Source organism: Providencia zhijiangensis (assembly GCF_030315915.2).
Classification (GTDB): domain Bacteria; phylum Pseudomonadota; class Gammaproteobacteria; order Enterobacterales; family Enterobacteriaceae; genus Providencia; species Providencia zhijiangensis.
Window position 1 is genome coordinate 2,528,803 of sequence record NZ_CP135990.1, and the last position, 23,927, is coordinate 2,552,729.

Here is a 23,927-nt window from a genome sequence, read left to right on the forward strand (position 1 = left end):
AACACAAAGATTCAATGTAAAACAACTGTAAACTTGCCAAAGTTGAATGAGTTACTTATTTCATTTTTCTTCGTTTTTCTTCATTTTTGAACGACTAAAAACAAAATCGCCTGTAGTAAAAAGCTTGTGTCGTGAAAGCTTAGCTACAGGCGATGATGTGAGACAATGGCATTCAACAATGTGTTTGAACGCTGATTTCGCCGGGGGGCAGTCCTATTTGTAAAACGATTGGCTGAAAATCGATTTTATTACGCCAACGTGAAGCCATTTCTCGCGCAGTGAAAAAGCCAGCAAACCCACCGAAAATTCCTGCTAATGCGACCCATACCTGCTCAAATTCAGCTAATTGAGCCAATGCGGCAAATAAAAACAATCCAACCAATGGCGTTAAATAGACTAACATCGCAGAACGCAGTAAGCTCCCTTCAGGAATACCCACTTCAATTTTTTGTCCAACAACCAAAGGCTGTTCAACTTCAATTTCCAATTCGTGCTCAGTGTTAGGCCCAATTTTATTTAAAGCATATGAACCACAAGCAGCACGAGCGCTGCAACTTCCACATCCGGCTGAAGAGCCATAACGCAATAATGCTCGCCCTTTCTGCCACCTAATCACCGTTGCCCATTCTTTTACCATGATTTACTCCCGAAACTGAATGCTACTCGCAATTAACTGGGATGTTGATAGCGGTAACTCCCCTATTATCGTAATCACATTTTGCTTTTGAGTCATGGTGTAAATTGTGCGGCGACCATTTTGTAGTGGCTGATCAAGTAAAGGACCTTTCGATGTTTTTGTCACATTAACCGAAAAGGTAAATAGCCCATCGCTGAACATTGCCGTTTCAATGATGTCATCATCGCTTAATTTTCGCGTAGAGCGAGACACTTCCTCAAAGCCTGGAGGCAGCATTCCCACCCGCCATTTAAACGATGGATTTTCGTTTTTCGGCGACACTAATAATGGTGGTAAATTTACATTACTGAGAGATTTCAATGAATTTTGTACATTCTTGCTATCTAAAACAGTCGAAATCACCCTAAACTGTTCCAGTGTTTGATTATTGTTGTCGAGTAAATCAACACGCAGTGGCAATTTAGTTTCTTCATCGATTAATAACACATAATTAAATCGAGAATTGTCTTTTGAAATAATTCGCATGACTAATGCGGGTCTATCACCAATATGCGTACGACCAGCATCGATAAAATTATAATAAGGCTGAATTTTTTGGTAATCCGCAAAAAGTACCGTAGGTAAGTTATCAATGATATGTTCACCATTTAAGCTAAACGCATCGAATCCCGGTTCAAAATAACTAATTCGGTTACCATTTTGCACTATCTCTCGGCGAGATGAATCCATCTGGATCATTTGAGAAATAGGGACTCCATTAATAATCGCGTGGCGATAGCGCACTGGAACGATATTTTGCGGATTGAATGTCATAAACGACATTTCATAGGACAGGTTCTGGGCAGCCGTTCCCATTTCTTTGAAAAGAACATCGGCATCCGTAGATGATGCCGACGCTTGATTAGACATAATCAGGCTGCCCGTCAGGCAGAAGACGGATAACCATTTATTCATTATTGCAGTTTAACCCCTGCTGATGCGGTATTTTTATCACTGTCTTGATGCGGCTGATTCAGCATTGAACGTCTTTCAATTTCATACTGTTGCAGCATGGCGTTGATACGTTGATTTTGTTGCTCGATTTGCTGAGATTGTTGCTCAGTACCAAACAATTGGCTATCTGAAAGATTTAAGCTAACTGGCGCACCACGTCCGACTGGAACGGTATTAAATACAGGATCATCCACAGTAGAATCGACACTATTGCTTTGATTGTATTGTTGAACACCCACAATTACAGCGAGTGATACACATGCAGCCACACCGATTTGCGTAATTTGGCTAGCCCATGGACGAATTTTGTTCCAAAACGGGAAGCCACTCCAGCTTGCTGGCTCTGGTTGTGATTCAACAACTGCTTGAGGATTAATTCGCACCGCTTCATTTTCCAGCGCTGCCGCAACTTTACTTGCAATATCAAAATGAATGACATCGCCTGTATCATTACGCAGAGTATCACGAACAAGATGATAGCTCTCCCAACGTTGCTTTAACGTTGAATCACATGAAATGGTGTTAATAAGTTCTAAATCTAGAGCTTCACCATCCATCATTGCGGAAAGTTTCTCTCTTTGCATGCCCAATTACCTTCAGTTAATTGCTCACAGTTAAATGGTAACTCGCGACCCAACCAATTAATGTTGTTGGATCAACGGCTGAACTTTTTCATCAATTGCTTCCCTCGCTCTAAAGATCCGCGATCGAACTGTACCCACAGGGCAATCCATCACTTCGGCAATCTCTTCATAGCTTAAACCATCAAGTTCACGTAGCGTGATTGCCATTCGAAGATCTTCTGGCAGTGACTCAATGGTACGGAAAACAACTCGCTTTAATTCATCAGACAACATTAAGTTCTCTGGGTTCGAAATTTCTTTTAATGCGCCGGCGGATTCGAAGTTTTCTGCGTCGCTCGCTTCCAGATCTGACGCGGGAGGACGTCTATCTTGCGCGACTAAATAGTTCTTTGCCGTGTTGACAGCAATTCGATAAAGCCAAGTATAAAAAGCACTGTCGCCACGAAACGAACCGATTGCACGATAAGCCTTAATAAACGACTCTTGTGCGACATCAGGCACATCCGCTTGCGGTACATAACGAGAAACGAGACTTGCAACTTTATGCTGGTATTTAATCACCAGTAAATTGAAAGCTTGTTGATCGCCTTTTTGTACTTTCTCAACCAATATTTGGTCTGTCAGCTGCTCGCTCATTCCAGGAACCATCTCCTGAACACAGATTGATAATGACTTAACTTGTTCATCTTCTCCCTTCCTTAAGCAAGCCTAACTTCGAGTAATAAAAACTGATGAAGTTCAATTTATTCCAAAAATAATCGAAAATAATTTCAAAAAATGGGATCAAAGTTTCTTAATCGATCCCATTGATCCTTGTGAGCACTACCTAATAGTATACACAAAACAGGCATATCTACGGCATGATTACGTGGAATTTATTCATCCACATTGGCACTTATCATGTAGCCAATGGTTTTTTCCAAATAAACGATGATTTTCCAAATAACTAAAGTGTAGCTAAATAAAACGGTTCTTTGGGAACTCAAAATGCGATTAATACATAGTCACAGGCAGCTCGATAGGCTAACATAAAATTCTCTATAGAAACACAGCACACAAACACTTATGAACGCATCCACACAGCATGACACTGATATTTTAATCATTGGAAGTGGTGTCGCAGGATTATCAGCCGCACTCCGGCTCGCGCCCTTTCATCAAGTTACTATTCTCAGCAAAAGCACCCTCAATGAAGGTGCATCTTATTATGCTCAAGGCGGAATAGCCGCCGTTTTCGATGATACAGATAGCATTGAGTCCCATGTAAATGACACGCTTGTAGCTGGTGCAGGGATCTGTGAAAAGAGCGCCGTCGAGTTTATCGCATCAAACGCCAAACATTGTGTTCAGTGGCTCATTGACCAAGGCGTCTTATTTGATACTGAAATCAACGAAACAGGGGAAACTCAGTATCACCTCACCCGAGAAGGCGGGCATAGCCATCGCCGCATTCTGCATCACGCGGATGCCACCGGAAAAGAGGTTGAAACCACCCTGGTTAATCTTGCTTTCGAACACCCGAATATCCAGATCAAAGAACGCTACAATGCGGTTGATCTGATCCTCGAAGATAAAACCCAACAGAACGCCCGCTCCCGCATTGTCGGTGCCTATGTTTGGAATCGCCAAAAAGAACAAGTCGAGACTATTCGAGCAAAAACTATCATCTTAGCCACGGGTGGTGCTGCGAAAGTTTATCAATACACCACCAACCCCGATATCTCATCTGGTGATGGTATTGCCATGGCATGGCGGGCAGGTTGTCGTGTAGCGAACTTGGAATTTAACCAGTTTCATCCAACCTGTTTATTCCATCCGCAAGCACGTAATTTCTTACTCACTGAAGCTTTACGTGGTGAAGGCGCTTACTTAAAACGCCCTGATGGCAGCCGCTTTATGCCAGATTATGACGAGCGCAGTGAATTAGCACCGCGGGATATTGTTGCCAGAGCTATCGACCATGAAATGAAACGCCTCGGGGCGGACTGCATGTATCTCGACATCAGCCACAAATCCCCAGACTTTATTAAGAACCACTTCCCCACCATTTATGCCAAGTTGCTCACCTTAGGTTTAGATTTAACCCAAGAGCCGATCCCGATAGTTCCCGCAGCCCACTATACCTGCGGCGGCGTCGTTGTTGACCCAACTGGCATGACAGATATACCGAATCTGTATGCTATTGGTGAAGTGAGTTATACCGGGCTACATGGTGCCAATCGTATGGCGTCTAACTCATTACTTGAATGCCTAGTTTATGGATGGGCTGCCGCAGAAAATATTATCAAAACGATCGACGAGATCCCTGCGATTTCTGCACTCCCTGAATGGGATGAAAGCCGAGTTCATAATTCTGATGAACAGGTTGTAATTCAGCATAACTGGCATGAATTGCGCCTATTTATGTGGGATTACATGGGGATAGTAAGAACCACAAAACGACTTGAACGTGCTTTGCGTCGTATTCATTTACTTCAACAAGAAATTAATGACTATTATGCTAATTTCCGCATCTCCAACAACTTACTGGAACTGCGCAACTTAGTCCAAGTTGCAGAGTTAATGGTGCGTTGCGCCTTAGAACGTAAAGAGAGTCGCGGTTTACACTATACCTTAGACTACCCTGAGCTTTTACCCGATTCTGGTCCAACCGTTTTAACCCACTAATATTCACCGCCTATCTGTGCATTAGCAGCAGATAGGCTTTTAATACTTAAGATAAAATGGCCGGATCAACGAAATAAACTCATCCGTATAGCTATCATCTGGTTGTTTCAACGTTAAAGACGAAATAACCGGCTCCGTCATCTTAATCGTCAACCCTAATAGCATCCGATGATATGGCGTATGTGATTTATCCTGAACTTGCACGCGGTAAGCTAAATTCCAACCACTCGCCATTGCCATCGCTTCGACTTTCTCTCCCACTTCATAGGGCAATACCAAACAAAAAATACCGTTTGGTGCCAAACATTGTTTAGCGCTATCTAATAATACTTGGTGAGTAAGTGTTCCGGTATAGCGCGCTTGATCGCGTTTTTCATCTCGACACGCCACCGCAGGTTCAAAATAAGGGGGGTTACTCACGATTAAATCATACTGATGGTTAGGCTGTTCGCTAAACGTAATAATGTCCTGATGGAACACTCGCAGCCGTTCAGACCATGGTGATTCATCAAAATTTTCCTGCGCTTGTAACGCTGCGGCGTCATCAAGTTCAACCGCATCAACCTGCACTTGCTCACTACGCTGAGCCAGCATTAAGGCAATTAATCCGCTCCCACTGCCTATGTCCAACGCGTATTTTGTCGCATTAAGAGGCGCCCACGCACCGAGTAATACCCCGTCAGTACCGACCTTCATCGCGCAACGATCATGAGCAACAAAAAATTGCTTGAAGGTAAACCCGCCTTTTCGATAACGCTTTTTTTGTTCGCTCATACTGCCACTCTGGTTTAAATAGGATTTGCGTGAATATTCTCAATTTCAACCCACAAATCTACAAATTTAATCTAATTTCAATAATATTATTCTCATATATTGAGAATATCATTTGTTAGTGATTTTTTTTACTGCTAAGTTCGAGAAAAAGGAGATGCCATGAACAGTATTAATAGAACACTAGATATCTTATCGTTTGTCACGACTTGCGCGTCTCCAATCACACCGCAAACCATCTCCAAAGAGTTAGATATTCCTCTCTCAACGGTTTATCGGCTTTTAACTATTCTCATAAACTGGGAATTTGTGACTTACTCTAAGCAATATGGCACTTATACCGTTGGTGCGCAGAGTATCAAAACTCAAGAAAAATACTATCACCACAGTTTGCTAATGACCTCGTCAAAATCAGAGTTGCACGCACTGGCCAAAAAGACCCAAGAGACTGCGGCAATTATTACCGCCAACCTACGGGAAACTATCTGTGTCGATAAAATTGATAGTGAACAAGCCGTACGCTGCTCTTTTATTGTTGGGCATGGTAATACCGTGATCCGCGGCGCTAGCGCAAAAACCCTTTTAGCCTACCGTGATGAACAGTATCAAGAATTGGTCTTCGAAACTCACGCCAAGCAGCTACACAAAGATAACTATTTACAGAAATTAAAACAGGATCTAATCCAAATCCGCCAACAAGGCTATGGCATTTCTGTTGGTGAAATTGACGCTGGTGTTTTTGGCGCATCGGCACCAGTTTTTAAAGGCAACGATATTTTAGCTGTCGTCTCTGTCATGGCACCCGAATTTCGTGCCGTCAACCGCGTCGATGAGCTGATTAAAGCAACATGCCAAACGGCCCAAAATATAACAAAACTGATTAACTTGGAGTAACTATGACACAACCTTTTCAATGGCAGGGTCGTACTGATGGTGAAACACAGGAACATTTACGCATTCACCAAGTCATCAACCAACGCTCACCTGCAGAGTTTGCCATTATCGGCTTCGCTTCAGACGAAGGTGTTCGCCGCAATAAAGGCCGCCAAGGTGCTAAAGCTGGCCCTGATGCCATTCGTCGTCAACTTGCTGGCTTACCTATCCACCAGCCATTGGCTATCCGTGATGTGGGAACCGTAAGTTGTGACGATGGTGAGCTGGAAGCAGCTCAACGTCGCCTATCTGATGAAATAATCTCAGTGTTAGAACAGCGTCAAAAACCCATTGTTTTAGGCGGTGGGCACGAAGTCGGCTTTGCGAGCTTTCAAGGCGTTTTCGATTTCGTTCAAAAACATCAGCCAGAAAAGACCATTGGGATTATCAATTTTGATGCGCACTTTGATTTACGTGAAGCCCCAGAAGCCACATCCGGTACACCATTTTTACAATCCTCACAACTGTGTGCAAAACATCAGCGTCCTTTTAACTACCTGTGTTTAGGCATTGCGGATCATGGCAACACCAAGGTGTTATTCGATACAGCGGATCGCTTAGGCTGCCACTATATTCGCGATAAAGCCTTAACCACAAGCTTATTACCACAAGTAATTGAAAAAATTAAACAATTTATAAATTCTGTGGATTACCTGTATGTCACTGTGGATTTAGATGTGTTCTCTGCGGGTATCGCACCGGGAGTCAGTGCGCCAGCCGCTCGAGGGATTTCTACTGAAACATTTGATGAATTATTTAGTGTCATCAAATCCAGCGGCAAGATTGCGCTGTTTGATATCGCTGAGTGCAACCCTGAATTTGATATTGATAACCACACATCAAAACTAGCCGCTTATTTGGTTTACCAATATTTATTCTAAAAACAACAAACACAATAAAACGACTGATAAACAACTTTACCTTGTCTTTCAAAATATAAATAAAAGCTTAGTCAACTAAGCAATTAGTTAAAAATAAACAGCATTGTGAATTGAAATATAAATGTTTTTCCCTCTGAAAAGTCATTTATACCCTCGAATTTCGAATCACAGCTAGGCGGTAAACGAAGGTAGCCCTAGGAGCATACATAAAGTATGTGACTAGGGTACCTGAGAGAAACCAACAACGCTGTGGCTCGAAATAGGCGGTGAGCGAGGATATCCCCAGAAGCATACATAAGTATGTGACTAGGGTAGCCGAACGCGGCCAACAACGCTGTAGCACGAAAGACATGGTATAAATAAAAAGGGAAAGAAATGACATTCCAAATCGACACACTCACCACCCTCTTCCTGACAGTAGTTTGCCTACTCATGGGTGTTCACCTCAAAAAACGCATTGAATGGCTGCAACGTTTTTGTATCCCTTCACCGGTTATTGGTGGATTTTTAGTCAGTTTGATTATCTGGGGATTAAAGTCTTTCGATTTAGCTGAGATTACGTTCGATACCAGCTTGCAATCATTCTTAATGGTGGCGTTCTTTACAACTGTTGGTATTGATGGCAGCTTCCGCGTATTAAAAAGCGGCGGACGCTTATTGATTACTTACTTGTTAATTTGCTGGACATTGGTTATTTTCCAAGACACCTTTGGTGCCGGTTTGGCGCATTTGCTAGGTATCGACCCAGTTATCGGGATCATGGCTGGCGGTGTTTCCTTAACAGGTGGACACGGTGGTGCGGCTGCCTTTGGTGGTATGGCTGAAGGTCTTGGCGTACAGTCTGCAACCGTAGCAGCGATTGCGGCTGCAACGTTTGGTCTGATTTCAGGAAGCCTATTAGGTGGCCCTATCGCAAGCTACTTAATTAAAAAACACAAAGTCACTATTCAAGCTGAAGATAATGTTGAAAGCATGAAAGTTGAAGAGAAACTGGCAGGTAAAATTGACTCTATCGACGCCCATGCATTCTTAAAAATGTTAGCGCTGATTTTAGGTGTAATGGTCGTCGGTCAATTTGCGTCTGCGCAATTCACTAAAGCCACAGGATTCTCTTTACCAAGCTATGTAGGCGCCATGATTATCGCGATTATTGTGCGCAACATTAACGACCAAGTTGAAATTGTTCGTATTAACCAAAAATCCATCAACTTAATTTCTGATGTTTCACTGGGCTTGTTCTTAACCATGGCGATGATGTCGCTTAAGATTTGGGAACTGAAAGTTATCGCGCTGCCATTATTCATCATCTTACTGGCGCAAACTATTGCCATCATCCTGTTCGTTGTTTTCGTTGTCTTTAGACTGTTAGGCAAAAACTACGATGCCGCAGTAATGTGTTCAGGCATGATGGGACATGGTTTAGGTGCAACGCCGAACGCAATGGCAAACATGTCATCGGTCTGTGAGCGCTACAAACAAGTTTCTATGAAAGCGTTTATGATTGTGCCACTAAGTGGAGCTGTACTTATCGACCTCGTGGGAATTCCTTACCACACTTGGTTAATTAACATACTCAGCTAATTCCACTTCATCCCTCTTACCAACTATACGACAGAGTTTGGTAAGAGGGAGCATTATCAGTAAGCCGCTTCCTTATATACCCCCCGCCAACAAAAACAGGTAAACTCTGCACAAAGCTGATTTTTGTGGTGAACAATTTTGCTAACCTGTTTATAATCAGCGCCCCAAATAGAGGTATATCATGACTGCATCCACTTTTTCTGAACTTGAGCTTGATGAAAGCCTGATCACCGCGCTGACCAATAAAGGTTACGAGCGCCCGACGGCCATCCAAGAAGCCGCCATCCCTCCTGCAATGGATGGACGCGACGTTTTAGGTTCAGCCCCAACCGGAACAGGTAAAACTGCGGCATTCTTATTGCCAGCCATTCAACATTTACTTGATTTCCCAAGAAAAAAATCAGGTCCGCCTCGCGTTCTGATTTTAACACCAACTCGCGAACTCGCTATGCAAGTCGCTGATCAAGCTAAAGAGTTGTGTGCACATAATCATTTAGACGTTGCCACCATTACAGGCGGCGTTGCGTATATGAACCACGCTGAAGTTTTCAGCGAAAACCAAGATATCGTCGTCGCAACCACTGGGCGTTTGCTGCAATACATTAAAGAAGAAAACTTCGATTGCCGCGCTGTGGAAATTCTGATCCTCGATGAAGCTGACCGTATGCTGGACATGGGCTTTGCGCACGATATCGAAACGATCGCAGGCGAAACCCGCTGGCGTAAGCAAACCATGTTGTTCTCCGCCACCCTTGAAGGTGAAGCGATTCGTGATTTTGCTGAGCGCTTGCTTGAAGATCCTATCGAAATTGAAGCGGATCCTTCGCGCCGTGAACGCAAGAAAATCCAACAATTCTACTATCGCGCTGACACGTTAGAACATAAAACTGCTTTACTGTGCCACCTTATCAAGCAAGAAGATGTCACCAAATCGATTGTCTTCGTGCGTAAGCGTGAACGCGTTCGTGAAGTTGTTCAATGGCTGCGTGAGGCTGGTATTGAGCCTTGCTATATCGAAGGCGAAATGGTGCAAGCGAAGCGTAACGAAGCCGTTCGCCGCTTAGTGACTGGGCAAGTGAAAGTCCTCGTTGCGACAGACGTTGCTTCCCGTGGGTTAGATATTGAAAACGTCAGTCATGTTTTTAATTTCGACTTACCACGCACTGCAGATGTCTATTTGCACCGTATCGGCCGTACTGGTCGTGCTGGACGCAAAGGTACTGCTCTTTCTTTAGTTGAAGCACACGATTTTCCTCTACTGGGTAAAATCACTCGCTACATCGAAGATCCGATTAAGATGCGCGTGGTAGATTCATTACGCCCAACAACCAAAGCGCCTTCTGAAGCGATGCTGAATAAGCCCAAACCATCTAAGAAAGTGCTGGCTAAGCGTAAAGAGAAGAAAAAAGAAGAGCAAAGCAAGAAAAAAGAAAAAGTACGCCATCGCGATAAGAAAAATATCGGTAAACGTCGCACTCCAGCTATATCATCTACAACTGCGCCATCTGCAACTGCAGATAGCAATAAAACCAAGTAAAACTCAATCGAGTGATACTGACAAAAGCGGGCTTCGGCCCGTTTTTCATTTATTAACTTAAGTTCATTAGCTTATAGACCCTCTCCCTCATAGCCCGGCTTTCATTAGTTAACGATTCTGCTTTTATCATATGATTATCTAAAATATCTCGGCAGTTATAACCCTGATTGTTTTCCATTCGCCAATCTGCACCATTCGATAATAATAATTCAGCGACATCTAAAGAGTGACTATTTAAAGCATCATGCAACGGAGTATTTCCCAAATTATCTCTCACGTTGACTATTAAACCATTACTCAGCAAAATTTCTGATTGAGCCACTCTCCCACTTTGGGCCGCTAAATGTAAAACAGTTTTTTGCTGAGCCAACTGCATTTTTTTAATTCCCTGCCCATATGGTGACTCCAATAATACTTTTATAAATTGGCTATTACCTGTACGAACAGATTGCATAGCGAGTTTATCAATATCGCAGTGCTTATTTTTCATTGAAAGCAATGCTTTAAATTCACTGATGTTTTCTTTCTTAATTGAATTTTTACAACTTTCTTGCCAATTAAAACTTTGTTTCTGCTCTACGTTAGGAAATTCACTCAACATAGAATCCGCTGTTTTATCAAATTCACCTGTAATCGCATTCCAATTATTCCATGGTTTATGTTTGCACATCATCCTAATAATCTTAACCATTGAATGTGCAATAAAGCTCCTGGCCATCAAACGGTGTGGTAACCAGTCTTTCCAAGAATTATGTTCGCTGTAAGCCATTTTGATACGGTTTCCCAACGCAGAAGGGATTGGTAACGTGTTTTGAAGTGCATCAAGCCAATCATATTGAACAGTATAAAAGCGTATCAAACCTTCATCTGCTTGTTGCTTAGCAATGTTATAATCCATTCCAATTTTATGTACTGTGTTTTGAGCAAGCCCTGAAGGACTAAATGAAATACAAGGTGATTGACTCGCCAATGCCGCTATTGATGCAAGACCTCCCCCTAGAGAGTGCCCTGTACAGATAATATTGCCTTTCACGGCTCGATATAGAATATTAGTTAACCCCACAGCCTGAAAGAATTGAGGTTCGTAATATCCTAGCCCTTGCCGAATATTGGCATAAAAATCGACAATATCATTCGTCCCCGCAAAGCAAATAATATGCAGACCATTAAAACAACAAATATTTGATTGAAAACCTGTAAATTCATTATTTAAAAGTTCTGCATCTATGCCTAATTCATTAATTTTTGACGGGCTAAGTTTTTCTACTCCTTGAATATCACGCCAATTACGATGATAGGCACCTTGTGATAGTAACGCTAAAAGATAATCTTTATTCTGTGCATCTCTTCCTAAAAACTCCTCTCTTGTGACATTCTTAGGCCATTTATCTCTAAAACTGCATGATGAATCTAAAAATGTATTTTGTTGATATAAATTTAAACCTTCTTCAACAAAAGAAAGTTCGTCCTTACTTACTGTCTGCTGTATTGCTGTATTGAATGGCATAAATTCTCCCTAACAAATGCTGTATGCTGGAAGAATATTGAAATATAAATAACCAAGGGAGGAAATAATCAACTTTGTTAGAGGTAAATAAAAAAGCCATTGAGAACAATGGCTTTTAGAATTTATTAAGATAAGAGATCTATTGACCCCTTAATGTTTATTACAGGCTTTCAGTGAAAGTACGAGTAATAACGTCACGCTGCTGTTCAGGCGTTAATGAATTAAAACGCACTGCATAACCAGAAACACGGATAGTTAATTGAGGATATTTTTCTGGGTTTTTTACTGCATCTTCTAATGTTTCACGGCTTAATACGTTAACATTTAAGTGCTGACCACCTTCTACACGAACAGTTGGTTTCATTTCGAGAGGAACTTCACGGCTCTCAAAAGCACCCAGTTCATCTTTAGGAATAACCTGGCCTTCGCTATAATCTGCTTTTGCACACACGCAACGAGCTTCATTTGTCTCGCTATCGATTAACCAGAAAGAGTTCAGCAGTGCTGCATTGTCACTTTTAGTAATTTGAATACCAGTAATCATCTCGACCTCCACGTTCGAATCAGATTTTGATCAATCTTTGCTAACTGTTTTTAATCGCTGTTGATTGGATAATTGGTCTAACCAACCTGTTTATCTAATATATACCAGCTAGAACCCCTACATTCTTTGATATTTATCAAATATTTCGTATGGTAATTAACCAAACCGGTGCATCTTCATGATTTAAATCAATATTCACATTTGGATTTTTTAATTATTTTTGTAAATTTTCAAATTAATTTGAAGCGCTTTTAGAGAGTTAGCGCAGAACAACACTTTATCTATACGTCATGAACCAGTAAGCTACGAACTATAAAACACATCACTATGGAATCATTCATGTCAAATACGATGACTTGGCACGACGTAATCGGTGCGGAAAAATCACAAACCTATTTCAAAGAGACTCTCGCGTTTGTCGCAAAAGAGAGAGAAAGCGGAAAAGTAATCTACCCGCCGCAAGAAGATGTTTTCAATGCGTTTCGCTATACTGAATTAGCAGACATCAAAGTCGTTATCTTGGGACAAGATCCCTATCATGGGCCGGGACAAGCACACGGATTATCCTTTTCTGTACGTCCGGGTATTAAAGCGCCGCCTTCACTCGTCAATATGTATAAAGAGCTTGAGAAAGATATTCCTGGATTTGTCCGCCCGGAACATGGGTACCTGCTTAGCTGGGCGCAACAAGGGGTTTTACTCCTCAATACGGTATTAACTGTAGAACAAGGTAATGCGCACTCACATGCACATCTAGGCTGGGAAACCTTTACTGATAAAGTGATTCAGGCGATTAATGACCATACTGAGGGTGTAATTTTTCTTTTATGGGGCTCTCATGCACAAAAGAAAGGTCGCATTATCGATACTAAACGCCACCATGTACTTAAAGCCCCTCATCCATCCCCACTGTCTGCACATCGAGGCTTTCTAGGATGTGGTCATTTCTCAAAAGCTAATCAATTGCTTGAACAACAAGGTCGCGCACCGATTGATTGGTATCCGGTTATTCCTGAATAAACACATTCTATAGCAATAAAGCTCGCCATAGAAAAATGGGATGCTCTGCATCCCATTCACGTTATATACCCTAAAATTATTTATGTTCTAAACTTATTTAGAAACAATTACCATTGCAGGGCGCAGCAGACGGTTATTCAAGGTATAACCCTTTTGCATTACGTTGATCACCTGACCTGCACTATGGTCTGGGGATTCAATCATGGTCATGGCTTGGTGAACTTCAGGGTTGAATGGCACATTCGCCTCATCAACAGGCTCAATACCAAACTTAGAAACGGCATCTAAGAACGTTTTCAACGTAAGATCTAAGCCTTCTAACATTGCTTTGGATTCTTCGTTGTCACGATCAGCGGCTTCAATTGCACGCTCTAAGTTATCAATCACAGGCAACAATTCATTGGAAAACTTCTCAAGCGCAAACTTGTGGGCTTTTTCAATATCTTGTTCTGTACGACGACGAATATTTTCGATTTCAGCGTGAGCACGTAACATCGCTTCGCGTTCAGTTTTACGGGAAGCTTCAAGTTGCTGTTCAAGCTCAGCAATACGCGCTGCTAACGCTTGTTCTTCGGCTTGTAAATCTGCTTGTTGAGTATCAACTTCTTGCTCTGCTTGCACTTTTTGTGTTTCATTTTGCTCAGAAGCTTGCTCATCATGCATGTTTTGTTCTTTACTACTCATGAATATCTCCGCGTATTTAGCAATAATTCTATCTATGAGAGTATTATGGGGATCTAATACAGGGATTCAAGGGAAGTCATACAACGAGGAGTTAAAAAAGTATGCAAAAGGCTAAGATGACACCATCTTCACAATTTAAAACTATCGGTATTGTCGGACACCCAAGGCACCCTGAAGCACTGGCGACCCATGAACTTATCTACCATTGGCTGATTTCAAAAAATTACCACGCAATAATTGATAAACAAGTGGCTAAGGATTTGAAATTAAAAGATGCCAATACAGGAACTTTAACAGAAATCGGTCAGCAAGCAGATTTAGTCGTCGTTGTCGGAGGCGATGGCAACATGCTTGGAGCTGCGCGAATTTTATCCCGCTATAACAATAAAGTTATTGGCGTAAACCGTGGTAATTTAGGCTTTTTAACCGACCTAGACCCCGACAATGCCCTTCAACAACTTTCTTGTGTTCTTGATGGGGAATATCATGAAGAACAACGCTTTTTATTAGAAGCTCAAGTTATCAAAGCGAATCAAAAAGCCCGTAAAAGTAGCGCCATCAACGAAGTGGTTCTGCACCCAGGTAAAGTCGCGCATATGATTGAATTTGAAGTCTACATTGATGAAAAATTTGCCTTTTCACAACGCTCAGACGGCTTAATTATTGCAACCCCGACAGGCTCAACAGCCTACTCTTTATCCGCTGGGGGTCCTATCCTTACACCAAATCTAGACGCTATTGTACTCGTGCCGATGTTCCCACACACCTTATCGTCTCGCCCATTAGTTATCAGTAGCGACAGCAGTATTCGCTTAAAATTTTTACGCACCAATATTGATTATGAAGTCAGTTGCGATAGTCAAATTATGTTACCTATCCAGGATGGCGAAGAGGTGATTATTAAACGCAGTTCGAAGAGTCTGAATTTAGTTCATCCAAAAGATTACAATTATTTCAATACATTAAGTTCAAAACTCGGTTGGTCTAAAAAAACTTTTTAAATTTTTCGTACTGCCTCTTTACTGTATAAAAAAACAGTTTAAACTGTATGAAAACACAGGTGTGTATTTAAACAGGAGAGCGCAGATGCTAACCCAACTAACCATCAATAATTTTGCTATCGTTCGTGAGTTAGAAATCGATTTTCGTAGCGGTATGACGACAATTACAGGTGAAACCGGTGCGGGTAAATCCATCGCTATCGATGCTCTTGGTTTATGTTTAGGTAACCGAGGTGAAGCCAACATGGTTCGCCCTGGTGCTCAACGTGCCGATCTGTGTGCCCGTTTTTCACTGTCTGACGCTCAAATGGCGGCAAACTGGCTCATTGAGCATCAACTTGATAATCAAAATGAATGCTTGCTTCGCCGTACCATCGCAACCGATGGGCGCTCTCGAGGCTTTATTAACGGTGTTTCCGTTCCCTTATCCCAATTACGTGAACTCGGTGCATTACTGATCCAAATTCATGGCCAACACGCTCACCAGTTATTACTGGATAATGACCATCAGCAATCCTTACTTGATGCTTATGCTAATCAGCAAGAATTACTCGCTCAAATGAAGCAAACGTGGCAAAAGTGGCATGAGTCTTGTCAGCAATTAGCTGTTTTTCAAAAACAGATGCAAGAGCGTGAATCTCGCCAGCAATTACTTGATTATCATTTAAAAGAGTTAAATGAGTTCCTACCCGTTCAAGGGGAGTTTGAAGAAATTGACCAAGAATATAAGCAGCTTGCTAATCACGGGCAATTTTTAACTATTGGGCAAACGACTGCACAAATTCTGACAGAAAGTGACGATGCAAACGTCATCAGCCTTCTTAATATGGCAAAAAATGAGCTTTCTGATTTAGTCACTCTGAATCCTAAATTTTCAGGACTATTGGATATGCTGGAAGAAGCGGCCATCCAAGTTAGTGAAGTGAGTGATGAAATTAAACATTACTGCGATCAATACGAATTAGACCCAAATCGCTTATTCGAATTGGAGCAGCGAATTTCCAAACAAATTAGTTTGGCGCGCAAACATCATGTTACGCCTGAGGCTCTACCTGAACTCTTTCAGCAATTAGTCGAAGAGCAAAATCAAATTGCTAATCAGAATGAAGATTGTGAAGCTTTAAATGCACAAGTCATTGCTGATCACCAAAAAGCATTAGAGTGTGCAGAACGTTTACATCATGTACGCCTGCATTACGCACAAGAACTCAGCCAACTAATTACCAGCAGCATGCACCAACTTTCAATGCCTCATGGTCTATTCACGATTGATGTAAAATTTGTTCCTGAACATTTGCAAATCGATGGTGCCTGCAAAGTCGAATTCAATGTCACCACAAACCCGGGACAACCTCATCAAGCCTTAGCAAAAGTCGCATCAGGTGGTGAGCTATCTCGCATCGCTTTAGCTATTCAAGTGATCACCGCGAAAAAAATGGATACTCCGGCGTTAATTTTTGATGAAGTAGACGTGGGTATCAGTGGCCCAACCGCCGCTATCGTCGGGAAATTGCTCCGTGAGCTTGGCGAATCCACCCAAGTTATGTGTGTGACTCACTTGCCTCAAGTCGCAGGCTGCGGTCATCACCATTTTTATGTCAGTAAAGAAACAAACGGTGTAGAAACCGAGACTCACATGCAGTTACTGGATAAAAAATCGAGATTACAAGAGCTTGCACGGTTACTTGCAGGTTCTGAAGTGACAAAAAATACGTTGGCTAATGCAAAAGAGTTGCTCGCAGCTTAAATTTCGACAACTTTTTTTATCTCCTGTTGTCTTAGAGTCGATCTGGAAGGTTTTAAATTGTATCAATGTCGATTATCATTGATGTTCTGACTCCAAAAGGAATGAGATATCCATGCGTTATAAATTGTTAACTGCTGCAGCACTATCATTCGCATTAATGTCCACGGGCTGTTCAATGATGGAACGTCTTGTCTATCATCCGGATATTAACCAAGGTAACTACCTGACGGCGAAAGATGTTGCGAAGATTAAAAAAGGAATGACACAGCAACAGGTTGCTTATGCTTTAGGCACGCCAATGATGACTGACCCGTTTGGTTCTCAGACTTGGTTTTATGTTTTCCGTCAAGAGCTGGGGCATGACCCAGTGAAGCAAGAAACATTGACGCTGACGTTTGATCGTAACGGTATCCTGACTGATATCAAAAACGAAAAAAACCTTGAAGCACAACAAGCCATGGAAGCTGGTGAAGTTAAAGCATCAGAACCAAAAGCAGCGGAATAACACCCTATATAGCATCATGCTTGCGCGTGTATAACTTGAGTATATAAGTAGCTACCTGTACCGTTTAAATAATGGGATAACAAACAGGTAGTTACTTTAGTACTTTTATTTATCCCTTTATAATTTCTCGTCAATACATAAAAGCGCCATCTTCTACGTTCTAGCCTATCAATCGATAGCATTCATCGCACTCACAAAGAAAAACCTATAAATGAGATACAAAAAAACCGAGCTTTCACTCGGCTTCATATCAAATTGATTCGCTCACTACGCAATATCTTATTTGTTATTCTCTTTCGATTTTTCAGCTCGCTTGCGGCGCAGCTCTTTCGGGTCGGCAATCAATGGGCGATAAATTTCGATTCTATCCCCTTCTTGAACGACATCACCCAATTTCGCAGGGCGACTATAAATGCCTACTTTATTTTTCTTTAAATCGATATCCGAACGCAGCGTTAAAATACCCGATGCAATAATTGCATCTTCAATTGTGGTTCCTTCTGCAACCTTCACAGAAAGCAAAAATTGCTTTTCAGGCAACGCATAAGTCACTTCAATATTGATATCAGACACGGTAAACGACCTTAGCACGAGACGTAAATGCTTGAACCATATTATTGGCTAGCTCTTTGAATATTTTACCGAATGCCAACTCAATCAGCTTATTGGTAAATTCAAAATCGAGATGAAACTCAATTTTACAGGCATCGGCACTCAAAGGAATAAACTGCCATCCCCCAGATAAGGTTCTAAAAGGGCCTTCAACTAACTGCATTTGGATACGTTTATTGTCTTCCAACGCATTTTTCGTAATGAAGGTTTTGCTAATTCCCGCTTTTGAAACCTCAACCGATGCCGTCATTTCATCAGAATTTTGGCTAATAATTCGGCTTCCAACGCATCCCGGTAAAAAACTTGGATATGAAACCACATCATTCACAAGTTTATACATTTGTTCTGCGCTAAAAGGGACTAACGCAGAGCGACTAATCTGTGGCATATCAATTCCTATCCCCAAAAACTGCGCATATAATAGCACCATTGATGGGTTACTCAAAAAACAAAACCCGTGCAGGGCAAGAAATGCACAATCGCAAAAATATCAGTGTTGAACGATTTCATTCAACGCATCTTAACGTATAATGAATGAACTATGACAAAGAAAAAACCATATAAACCCGGTTCAGCAACAATTGCTATGAACAAACGTGCTCGCCACGAATATTCTATCGAAGAGGAGTTCGAGGCGGGTTTATCCCTACAAGGTTGGGAAGTTAAATCATTACGCGCGGGCAAAGCCAACATTGGTGATAGCTACGTTTTACTGCGCGATGGTGAAGCCTATCTGTTTGGTGCCAATTTTACACCACTGACGGTCGCATCATCCCATGTAGTTTGTGACCCAACTCGCAGCAGAAAACTGCTTCTTAATCAACGTGAATTAGATACCCTTTACGGTAAAGTTAACCGCGAAGGCTATACCGTCATCGCTCTTTCCTTATATTGGAAAAACGCGTGGTGCAAAGTGAAAATTGGCGTCGCCAAAGGTAAAAAAGCCCACGACAAGCGTTCTGATATCAAAGATAGAGAGTGGCAATTAGATAAAGCACGTATAATGAAACATTCTAATCGCTAAGTCCTAGCTTTATAGAGTTATTTTCTGTTATACTGCGCTCACAACTTGGGGCTGATTCTGGATTCGACGGGATTTGCGAAACCCAAGGTGCATGCCGAGGGGCGGTTGGCCTCGTAAAAAGCCGCAAAAAAATAGTCGCAAACGACGAAAACTACGCACTAGCAGCTTAATAACCTGCTTAGAGCCTTCTCTCCCTAGCCTCCGCTCTTAGGACGGGGATCAAGAGAAGTCAAACCCAAAAGAGATCGCGTGGATGCCTTGCCTGGGGTTGAAGCGTTAAACTTAATCAGGATAGTTTGTTGATGGCGTGTCTGTCCGCAGTTGGCAAATGAAATTAAAGACTAGACTAAGCATGTAGTACCGAGGATGTAGAAATTTCGGACGCGGGTTCAACTCCCGCCAGCTCCACCAAATTATCTTCTAAGGACGTCCAAAGAAGACTGAAAAGCCCGCTAACTCAATGAGTTGCGGGCTTTTTTATGTCCTGCGCAGTCTGATGTCACCTAATTAAATCTAATCATCTTAGGCACCTTGATAGGCACCTCGTTAACCTTTATAGTTTTTGAGGTGCCTAAAAACAATGGAACATCAAAAATGGCAAGACAAACCAAACCCTTATCCGCAAAAGAGATCGACGCAGCAAAACCAAAACAGAGTGATTATGTCCTCTATGATGGCGATGGATTAGAACTATTGGTTAAATCCAATGGCAGCAAGTTGTGGTCATTTCGCTATATTCGCCCTCTCACTAAGAAACGAGCTAAAAAGAGCCTTGGTTCTTACCCTGCCGTCAGTCTTGCTGATGCACGTAGTTACCGCCTTGAAGCAAGAACACTGCTCGCTAAACAGATAGACCCGCAAGATCACCATAAAGAGCAAGTTCGTAACACCTTAGAAGCTAAGGCAAATACCTTTCAACTTGTCGCTGAACGTTGGTGGGAAGTGAAGAAATCCACTGTAACAGAAGACTACGGTAATGATATATGGCGTTCACTTGAACGAGATGTGTTCCCTGCCATTGGTGACATCAGCGTGACCGATATCAAAGCCCATATATTGGTTCAAGCAATACAGCCCGTTCAAGCTAGAGGTGCGCTAGAAACGGTTCGGCGCCTATGTCAGCGTATTAACGAAGTGATGATCTATGCTCAAAATACTGGCTTAATTGATGCCGTACCAAGTATCAACATTGGTAAGGCTTTTGAAAAACCCAAGAAAAAGAATATGCCAAGTATTCCCCCTGATCAGCTACCAAAGCTCATGCAGACAATGCGTACAGCTAGTATTAGCCTATCTACTCGATGCCTGTTCATGTGGCAGCTACTCACCATCTCGCGCCCTGCTGAAGCCACTGAAGCCCGTTGGGATGAAATCAACTTTGAGACCAAGGAATGGAAGATACCTGCAGCTAGAATGAAGATGAACCGTGAACATACCGTTCCGTTATCTGAAGCGGCTTTAGCTATCTTAGAGCTCATGAAACCACTCAGCCATAATCGTGAGTTTATCTTTCCTAGCCGTATCAAGCCGACTCAACCGATGAATAGCCAAACCGTCAATGCTGCATTAAAACGCGCTGGATTCGGTGGTGTACTGGTCTCACACGGCCTACGCTCAATTGCTAGTACTGCACTCAATGAACAAGGCTTCCCACCTGATGTTATCGAAGCCGCCCTCGCCCATGTTGATAAAAACGAAGTTAGACGCGCATACAACCGTAGTGACTACCTAGAGCAAAGACGCCCTATGATGCAATGGTGGGCGGATTTTATTGAGGAAGCAGATAGAGGAAGTATTATTGAAGGCGGGATAAGAGGGATATCGCTAGTTGGGTAACTTATTTGTACCAGCTCAAATTTGAGCTGGTACACTAACAGCACGTAGCTATACATCACCTAGACCTCAGACCTGTACCAAATCCAGAAATTAAAATATGCTTTTAGGTCATTCTATGCACGGTCCAATCATGACAGTTGCTACAAGATATATGTATTAGTATTTGAGTAAGGTTCTTACATAAATATAACGATGCTGATCTGTATAAGACAGTTGTAATTTACAGAAATAAATCTTATTATTTACTTGCTACCACTCTGGGCACCTTTTATCCCTGCACGTTAGTCATGCTCGTACGAGGTGTACGGGGCTGGCCAGTAGTCGACTGGCGCCGTAAAAGGAGTCCGGTATGAAACAGAAAACCGTTCTGGTACGCCAGTATCAGCGTTTTCGTTTAGGCCGTTGGGAGGACGTGTGTATGCACACGCGCTCCCTACCTAAACGTTAATGTCATGTCCCCAGTAGTGGTAGCATCTTAAATTTCAGTCATCATCATATTATAGTGTTCTATGTCCCCAGTCTCTTCAAACACTCGTTTAAACATATCGATATACACGCCTGCTGATGCCTCTTCTTGAAGACGAATGTTACGACTGTCTGCGTGTGAATTGCGGTTGATAAAACGATAAAATGCATTAAACCTAGGTTCACGATTATTCTCTGCTAGAGTATTCAGTACACTGTAGAGGCGCTCATTTTTTCCTGAAAAACTAAAATAATGTTCAAGAATTTGGCGCATCACATTTGGAATAATCACGCCAGAAGGTGTGTCGTTACTAGCCTTACGCAATACATACCAGAGTGCTTGATAGTCATTGAGTAGTTCCTTCTCTGTAATAGTACTGACACTGCTGAATTGACCTTTAGTAATACGATACAGTTGCCAATCTGCTGGCTTCCTACCTACTGGTCGACCTCCGCTTGAGAGTAGAAGCTCCTGAAAGAAGAACAGACTATGTGTGAGTATTATCACCTTCCCGGCGTAACGAGGCTTAATAATTTCATGCTGAATTAACGCAGCTACTTCGAAAATATAATTCTGAGATAAGCTGGATATTGGGTCGTCAATGACGATAAGACGAGGCCTATTATCCGATTGATTGCGACTGTTCCTGCCTTTACAAGCTTCGATAAAGTACAGGAATGCAATTAATGTTTTTTCACCTTCACTAAGGCTCTGAAATACCGGACAATCAGAGCTCTCACCCACTCTACTGAGCCGGTAAGACTCAACTCCCTCATCACATCGAACGATACTGAAACTATTTATGCCTAATGAAGTTAACGCATTATTAATGTTCTGCACGGTGCTGTCTATATTGACAGTTTCTGTGTATTTCTGTGCAATTTCTTTTTCAGTATTATCTATGTTTTTCTTAAGGTCTTCTGACTCAGATTCCTGAGCTCGCCTAGTTTCTTGTAATACAGTCAGTTTAGTACGCTGTTGCTCAATTGCTTCTGAGGAAAGGTGACGTATATGTGCAAAAACACGGTTTGTCAGGGACGTACGCTCTACTGTATAGTTCTCTGCGAGGCGGTTGTTTTCATTGATTTCCCCATTTAGTTCTGAGAGTGCTTGCTGTAAGATTGTCATTTCATCAACGGTGCAACGCAGGCTAATACGTATTGAAGGTTCTATAAGCTTCTGTGAGATTGCATTCTGGTTTGATTGAGCTAATTGCTCAAATTCAGATAACCGCACGAGTATCGGTGATTCAGCACCAACTATTGGGCAGTTGTTCAGATTCTCTCTCAGACCGGGAAATAAGTTTATCCACTCTGAATAACGTTGCTCAAGCTTTTGCAGCGAACTCATAGCGGTCTCCCATGAACGATCAAATAACGCAGTAATTTCCTTTTGGAGATGTTTACCATCTATAGATGACTGACAGAATGGGCAAACATCCCCCTCAATCCATTCTGCTCCTCGTGCAATCCAGTCGCTATTGTTGAGGCGCCTTATAGCAGCAGCAAGAACACTGTCACCCGATGGAACTAGTGGCTCGGCTAACAAGGTAAGTTCCTCTTCTGTAAATATGAATGGAGGAAACTCATTAATAGGTTGAACACGGCTACCTTTACTATTTTCCAGACGCTTTAGTTCCTCGCACAACGCCGTTGTACTGGTTATGATAGTATCAGAGGATGACATGATTTTTTGGTAAAGGTTTTCAGTACGTTTTGCTCCCTCCATCAGAACAGCCGCAGTTGAAGACCTTACCTCAGCAGAACTGCTAAAAATAAGAGCTGCGCAATCGCTACGGGCCTCTTGCTGCTGAGAATCATTTTCTTGCTGAGAGAGGTTATTGGCCTGCAGTGCAACACGCAACTTGTTCACATGTGTTTCTAATACGTCTATTTCATCAGCAATAACGCTATTTTCTTCATTAAGTGTAAAGATACCGGGCTGAACAGCCTTACCGTGGAAAAGATCTTCAACAAACTGATGATTAAAGACGGTATATTGCATATCTAGTGGAGGGTGAAGAGTGCATTGTTCGTATTCATCATTATCTTGCTGGTAAAAAAATCCAGATATCGTCGATTTACCTGCCCCATTCTGACCATAAATTAAAGTGACATAGCTGCTAATATCCATCTGGGCCGCTTCATCATAGGAATAACTGCGCACTCCGCGCAGAGAAAGTATGCTCATCGTTCAACCCCTGTGCTTTGAATATGTCAAACATCATGTTGCTTAGAAGAAAGTCAACAGACTATCTGTACAGATAGTCTGTTGATAGTCTGTTGACCGGATGATGATAACCATATCTGCGAAATTTGAATAACACTAGAGTTAGAAAGAGAAATATAAGTCAGGACAAACCAACTCTAACGAAAAAACGCAATAAAAACTATCTCA

Annotated in this window: 22 protein-coding genes and 1 other RNA gene; 12 read left to right on the forward strand and 11 right to left on the reverse strand. The window is 42.1% G+C overall.

Annotated features, from left to right (window positions below):
• Positions 1 to 172: 172 nt before the first annotated feature.
• Genes rseC through rpoE form a run of 4 tightly spaced genes read right to left on the reverse strand, consistent with a single transcriptional unit; the run spans position 173 to position 2,850 of the window.
• On the reverse strand, positions 173 to 637 hold the full coding sequence (rseC, locus tag QS795_RS11665) for a SoxR-reducing system protein RseC (RefSeq protein ID WP_154602646.1): 465 nt from the start codon (positions 635 to 637) through the stop codon (positions 173 to 175).
• A gap of 3 nt (positions 638 to 640) precedes the next feature.
• The gene (gene rseB, locus QS795_RS11670) at positions 641 to 1,591 is read right to left on the reverse strand and encodes a sigma-E factor regulatory protein RseB (RefSeq protein ID WP_286268926.1); all 951 of its coding nucleotides are present in this window, start codon (positions 1,589 to 1,591) and stop codon (positions 641 to 643) included.
• Positions 1,591 to 2,214, reverse strand: a complete 624-nt coding sequence (gene rseA, locus QS795_RS11675; RefSeq protein WP_154602644.1) for an anti-sigma-E factor RseA — start codon at positions 2,212 to 2,214, stop codon at positions 1,591 to 1,593. The genes rseB and rseA overlap by 1 nt, the downstream gene beginning before the upstream one ends.
• A 57-nt stretch (positions 2,215 to 2,271) precedes the next feature.
• Positions 2,272 to 2,850: an RNA polymerase sigma factor RpoE gene (gene rpoE, locus QS795_RS11680; RefSeq protein WP_006661282.1), complete on the reverse strand. Its 579-nt coding sequence runs from the start codon at positions 2,848 to 2,850 to the stop codon at positions 2,272 to 2,274.
• Between the two features lie 429 nt (positions 2,851 to 3,279).
• Between rpoE and nadB the strand changes: the two genes are divergently transcribed.
• On the forward strand, positions 3,280 to 4,881 hold the full coding sequence (gene nadB / locus QS795_RS11685) for an L-aspartate oxidase (protein ID WP_286268928.1): 1,602 nt from the start codon (positions 3,280 to 3,282) through the stop codon (positions 4,879 to 4,881).
• Between the two features lie 39 nt (positions 4,882 to 4,920).
• On the opposite strand, the gene trmN is transcribed toward nadB, so the two are convergent.
• A complete protein-coding gene (trmN, locus tag QS795_RS11690; protein ID WP_286268930.1) occupies positions 4,921 to 5,655 on the reverse strand; it encodes a tRNA(1)(Val) (adenine(37)-N(6))-methyltransferase TrmN in 735 nt (244 codons plus the stop codon).
• A gap of 159 nt (positions 5,656 to 5,814) precedes the next feature.
• On the opposite strand from trmN, the gene QS795_RS11695 reads away from it, so the two are divergent.
• From QS795_RS11695 to srmB, 4 genes are all read left to right on the forward strand, one after another.
• Positions 5,815 to 6,546 carry an IclR family transcriptional regulator gene (locus QS795_RS11695; RefSeq protein WP_286268932.1) on the forward strand — a complete coding sequence of 244 codons (732 nt, stop codon included), beginning with the start codon at positions 5,815 to 5,817 and terminating at the stop codon, positions 6,544 to 6,546.
• A 2-nt stretch (positions 6,547 to 6,548) separates the two neighbouring features.
• Complete coding sequence (gene hutG / locus QS795_RS11700) at positions 6,549 to 7,466, forward strand: formimidoylglutamase (RefSeq protein WP_286268933.1); 918 nt, start codon at positions 6,549 to 6,551, stop codon at positions 7,464 to 7,466.
• Between the two features lie 375 nt (positions 7,467 to 7,841).
• A complete protein-coding gene (gltS, locus tag QS795_RS11705; RefSeq protein ID WP_286268936.1) occupies positions 7,842 to 9,047 on the forward strand; it encodes a sodium/glutamate symporter in 1,206 nt (401 codons plus the stop codon).
• A gap of 181 nt (positions 9,048 to 9,228) precedes the next feature.
• Entirely contained in the window at positions 9,229 to 10,584 is a 1,356-nt protein-coding gene (gene srmB / locus QS795_RS11710; protein ID WP_154639208.1) for an ATP-dependent RNA helicase SrmB, read from the forward strand.
• A 52-nt stretch (positions 10,585 to 10,636) separates the two neighbouring features.
• On the opposite strand, the gene QS795_RS11715 is transcribed toward srmB, so the two are convergent.
• Together QS795_RS11715 and grcA are read right to left on the reverse strand one after the other, a co-directional pair.
• Positions 10,637 to 12,091, reverse strand: coding sequence for a Tle-like phospholipase domain-containing protein (locus QS795_RS11715; protein WP_286268941.1), 1,455 nt, complete (start codon positions 12,089 to 12,091; stop codon positions 10,637 to 10,639).
• Positions 12,092 to 12,251: 160 nt separating this feature from the next.
• Entirely contained in the window at positions 12,252 to 12,635 is a 384-nt protein-coding gene (gene grcA / locus QS795_RS11720) for an autonomous glycyl radical cofactor GrcA (protein WP_286268943.1), read from the reverse strand.
• A 339-nt stretch (positions 12,636 to 12,974) separates the two neighbouring features.
• Between grcA and ung the strand changes: the two genes are divergently transcribed.
• Positions 12,975 to 13,655 carry a uracil-DNA glycosylase gene (gene ung / locus QS795_RS11725; RefSeq protein WP_286268945.1) on the forward strand — a complete coding sequence of 227 codons (681 nt, stop codon included), beginning with the start codon at positions 12,975 to 12,977 and terminating at the stop codon, positions 13,653 to 13,655.
• Positions 13,656 to 13,748: 93 nt separating this feature from the next.
• Here ung and grpE read toward each other — a convergent pair whose 3' ends face one another.
• On the reverse strand, positions 13,749 to 14,339 hold the full coding sequence (gene grpE, locus QS795_RS11730; RefSeq protein ID WP_286268947.1) for a nucleotide exchange factor GrpE: 591 nt from the start codon (positions 14,337 to 14,339) through the stop codon (positions 13,749 to 13,751).
• A 116-nt stretch (positions 14,340 to 14,455) separates the two neighbouring features.
• Between grpE and nadK the strand changes: the two genes are divergently transcribed.
• The 3 genes from nadK (at position 14,456) to bamE (ending at position 17,592) form a co-directional block, all read left to right on the forward strand.
• Positions 14,456 to 15,340: an NAD(+) kinase gene (gene nadK, locus QS795_RS11735; protein ID WP_181478775.1), complete on the forward strand. Its 885-nt coding sequence runs from the start codon at positions 14,456 to 14,458 to the stop codon at positions 15,338 to 15,340.
• A gap of 85 nt (positions 15,341 to 15,425) precedes the next feature.
• Positions 15,426 to 17,087 carry a DNA repair protein RecN gene (recN, locus tag QS795_RS11740; protein ID WP_286268950.1) on the forward strand — a complete coding sequence of 554 codons (1,662 nt, stop codon included), beginning with the start codon at positions 15,426 to 15,428 and terminating at the stop codon, positions 17,085 to 17,087.
• 112 nt (positions 17,088 to 17,199) lie between these two features.
• The gene (gene bamE / locus QS795_RS11745; RefSeq protein WP_036949409.1) at positions 17,200 to 17,592 is read left to right on the forward strand and encodes an outer membrane protein assembly factor BamE; all 393 of its coding nucleotides are present in this window, start codon (positions 17,200 to 17,202) and stop codon (positions 17,590 to 17,592) included.
• A gap of 279 nt (positions 17,593 to 17,871) precedes the next feature.
• Here bamE and QS795_RS11750 read toward each other — a convergent pair whose 3' ends face one another.
• Together QS795_RS11750 and QS795_RS11755 are read right to left on the reverse strand one after the other, a co-directional pair.
• Complete coding sequence (locus QS795_RS11750; RefSeq protein WP_211886192.1) at positions 17,872 to 18,165, reverse strand: RnfH family protein; 294 nt, start codon at positions 18,163 to 18,165, stop codon at positions 17,872 to 17,874.
• A complete protein-coding gene (locus QS795_RS11755) occupies positions 18,158 to 18,592 on the reverse strand; it encodes a type II toxin-antitoxin system RatA family toxin (protein WP_195848268.1) in 435 nt (144 codons plus the stop codon). Before QS795_RS11755 ends, QS795_RS11750 begins: the two co-directional genes overlap by 8 nt.
• Positions 18,593 to 18,745: 153 nt before the next feature.
• Here QS795_RS11755 and smpB point away from each other — a divergent pair, with 153 nt between their 5' ends.
• The 3 genes from smpB (at position 18,746) to QS795_RS11770 (ending at position 21,064) form a co-directional block, all read left to right on the forward strand.
• The gene (smpB, locus tag QS795_RS11760) at positions 18,746 to 19,228 is read left to right on the forward strand and encodes an SsrA-binding protein SmpB (protein ID WP_006814817.1); all 483 of its coding nucleotides are present in this window, start codon (positions 18,746 to 18,748) and stop codon (positions 19,226 to 19,228) included.
• A 47-nt stretch (positions 19,229 to 19,275) separates the two neighbouring features.
• Positions 19,276 to 19,639: a transfer-messenger RNA gene (ssrA, locus tag QS795_RS11765) on the forward strand.
• A gap of 183 nt (positions 19,640 to 19,822) precedes the next feature.
• Entirely contained in the window at positions 19,823 to 21,064 is a 1,242-nt protein-coding gene (locus QS795_RS11770) for an integrase domain-containing protein (RefSeq protein WP_286268957.1), read from the forward strand.
• Positions 21,065 to 21,539: 475 nt separating this feature from the next.
• Here QS795_RS11770 and QS795_RS11775 read toward each other — a convergent pair whose 3' ends face one another.
• Positions 21,540 to 23,720, reverse strand: a complete 2,181-nt coding sequence (locus QS795_RS11775; protein ID WP_286268958.1) for an AAA family ATPase — start codon at positions 23,718 to 23,720, stop codon at positions 21,540 to 21,542.
• Positions 23,721 to 23,927 lie beyond the last annotated feature (207 nt).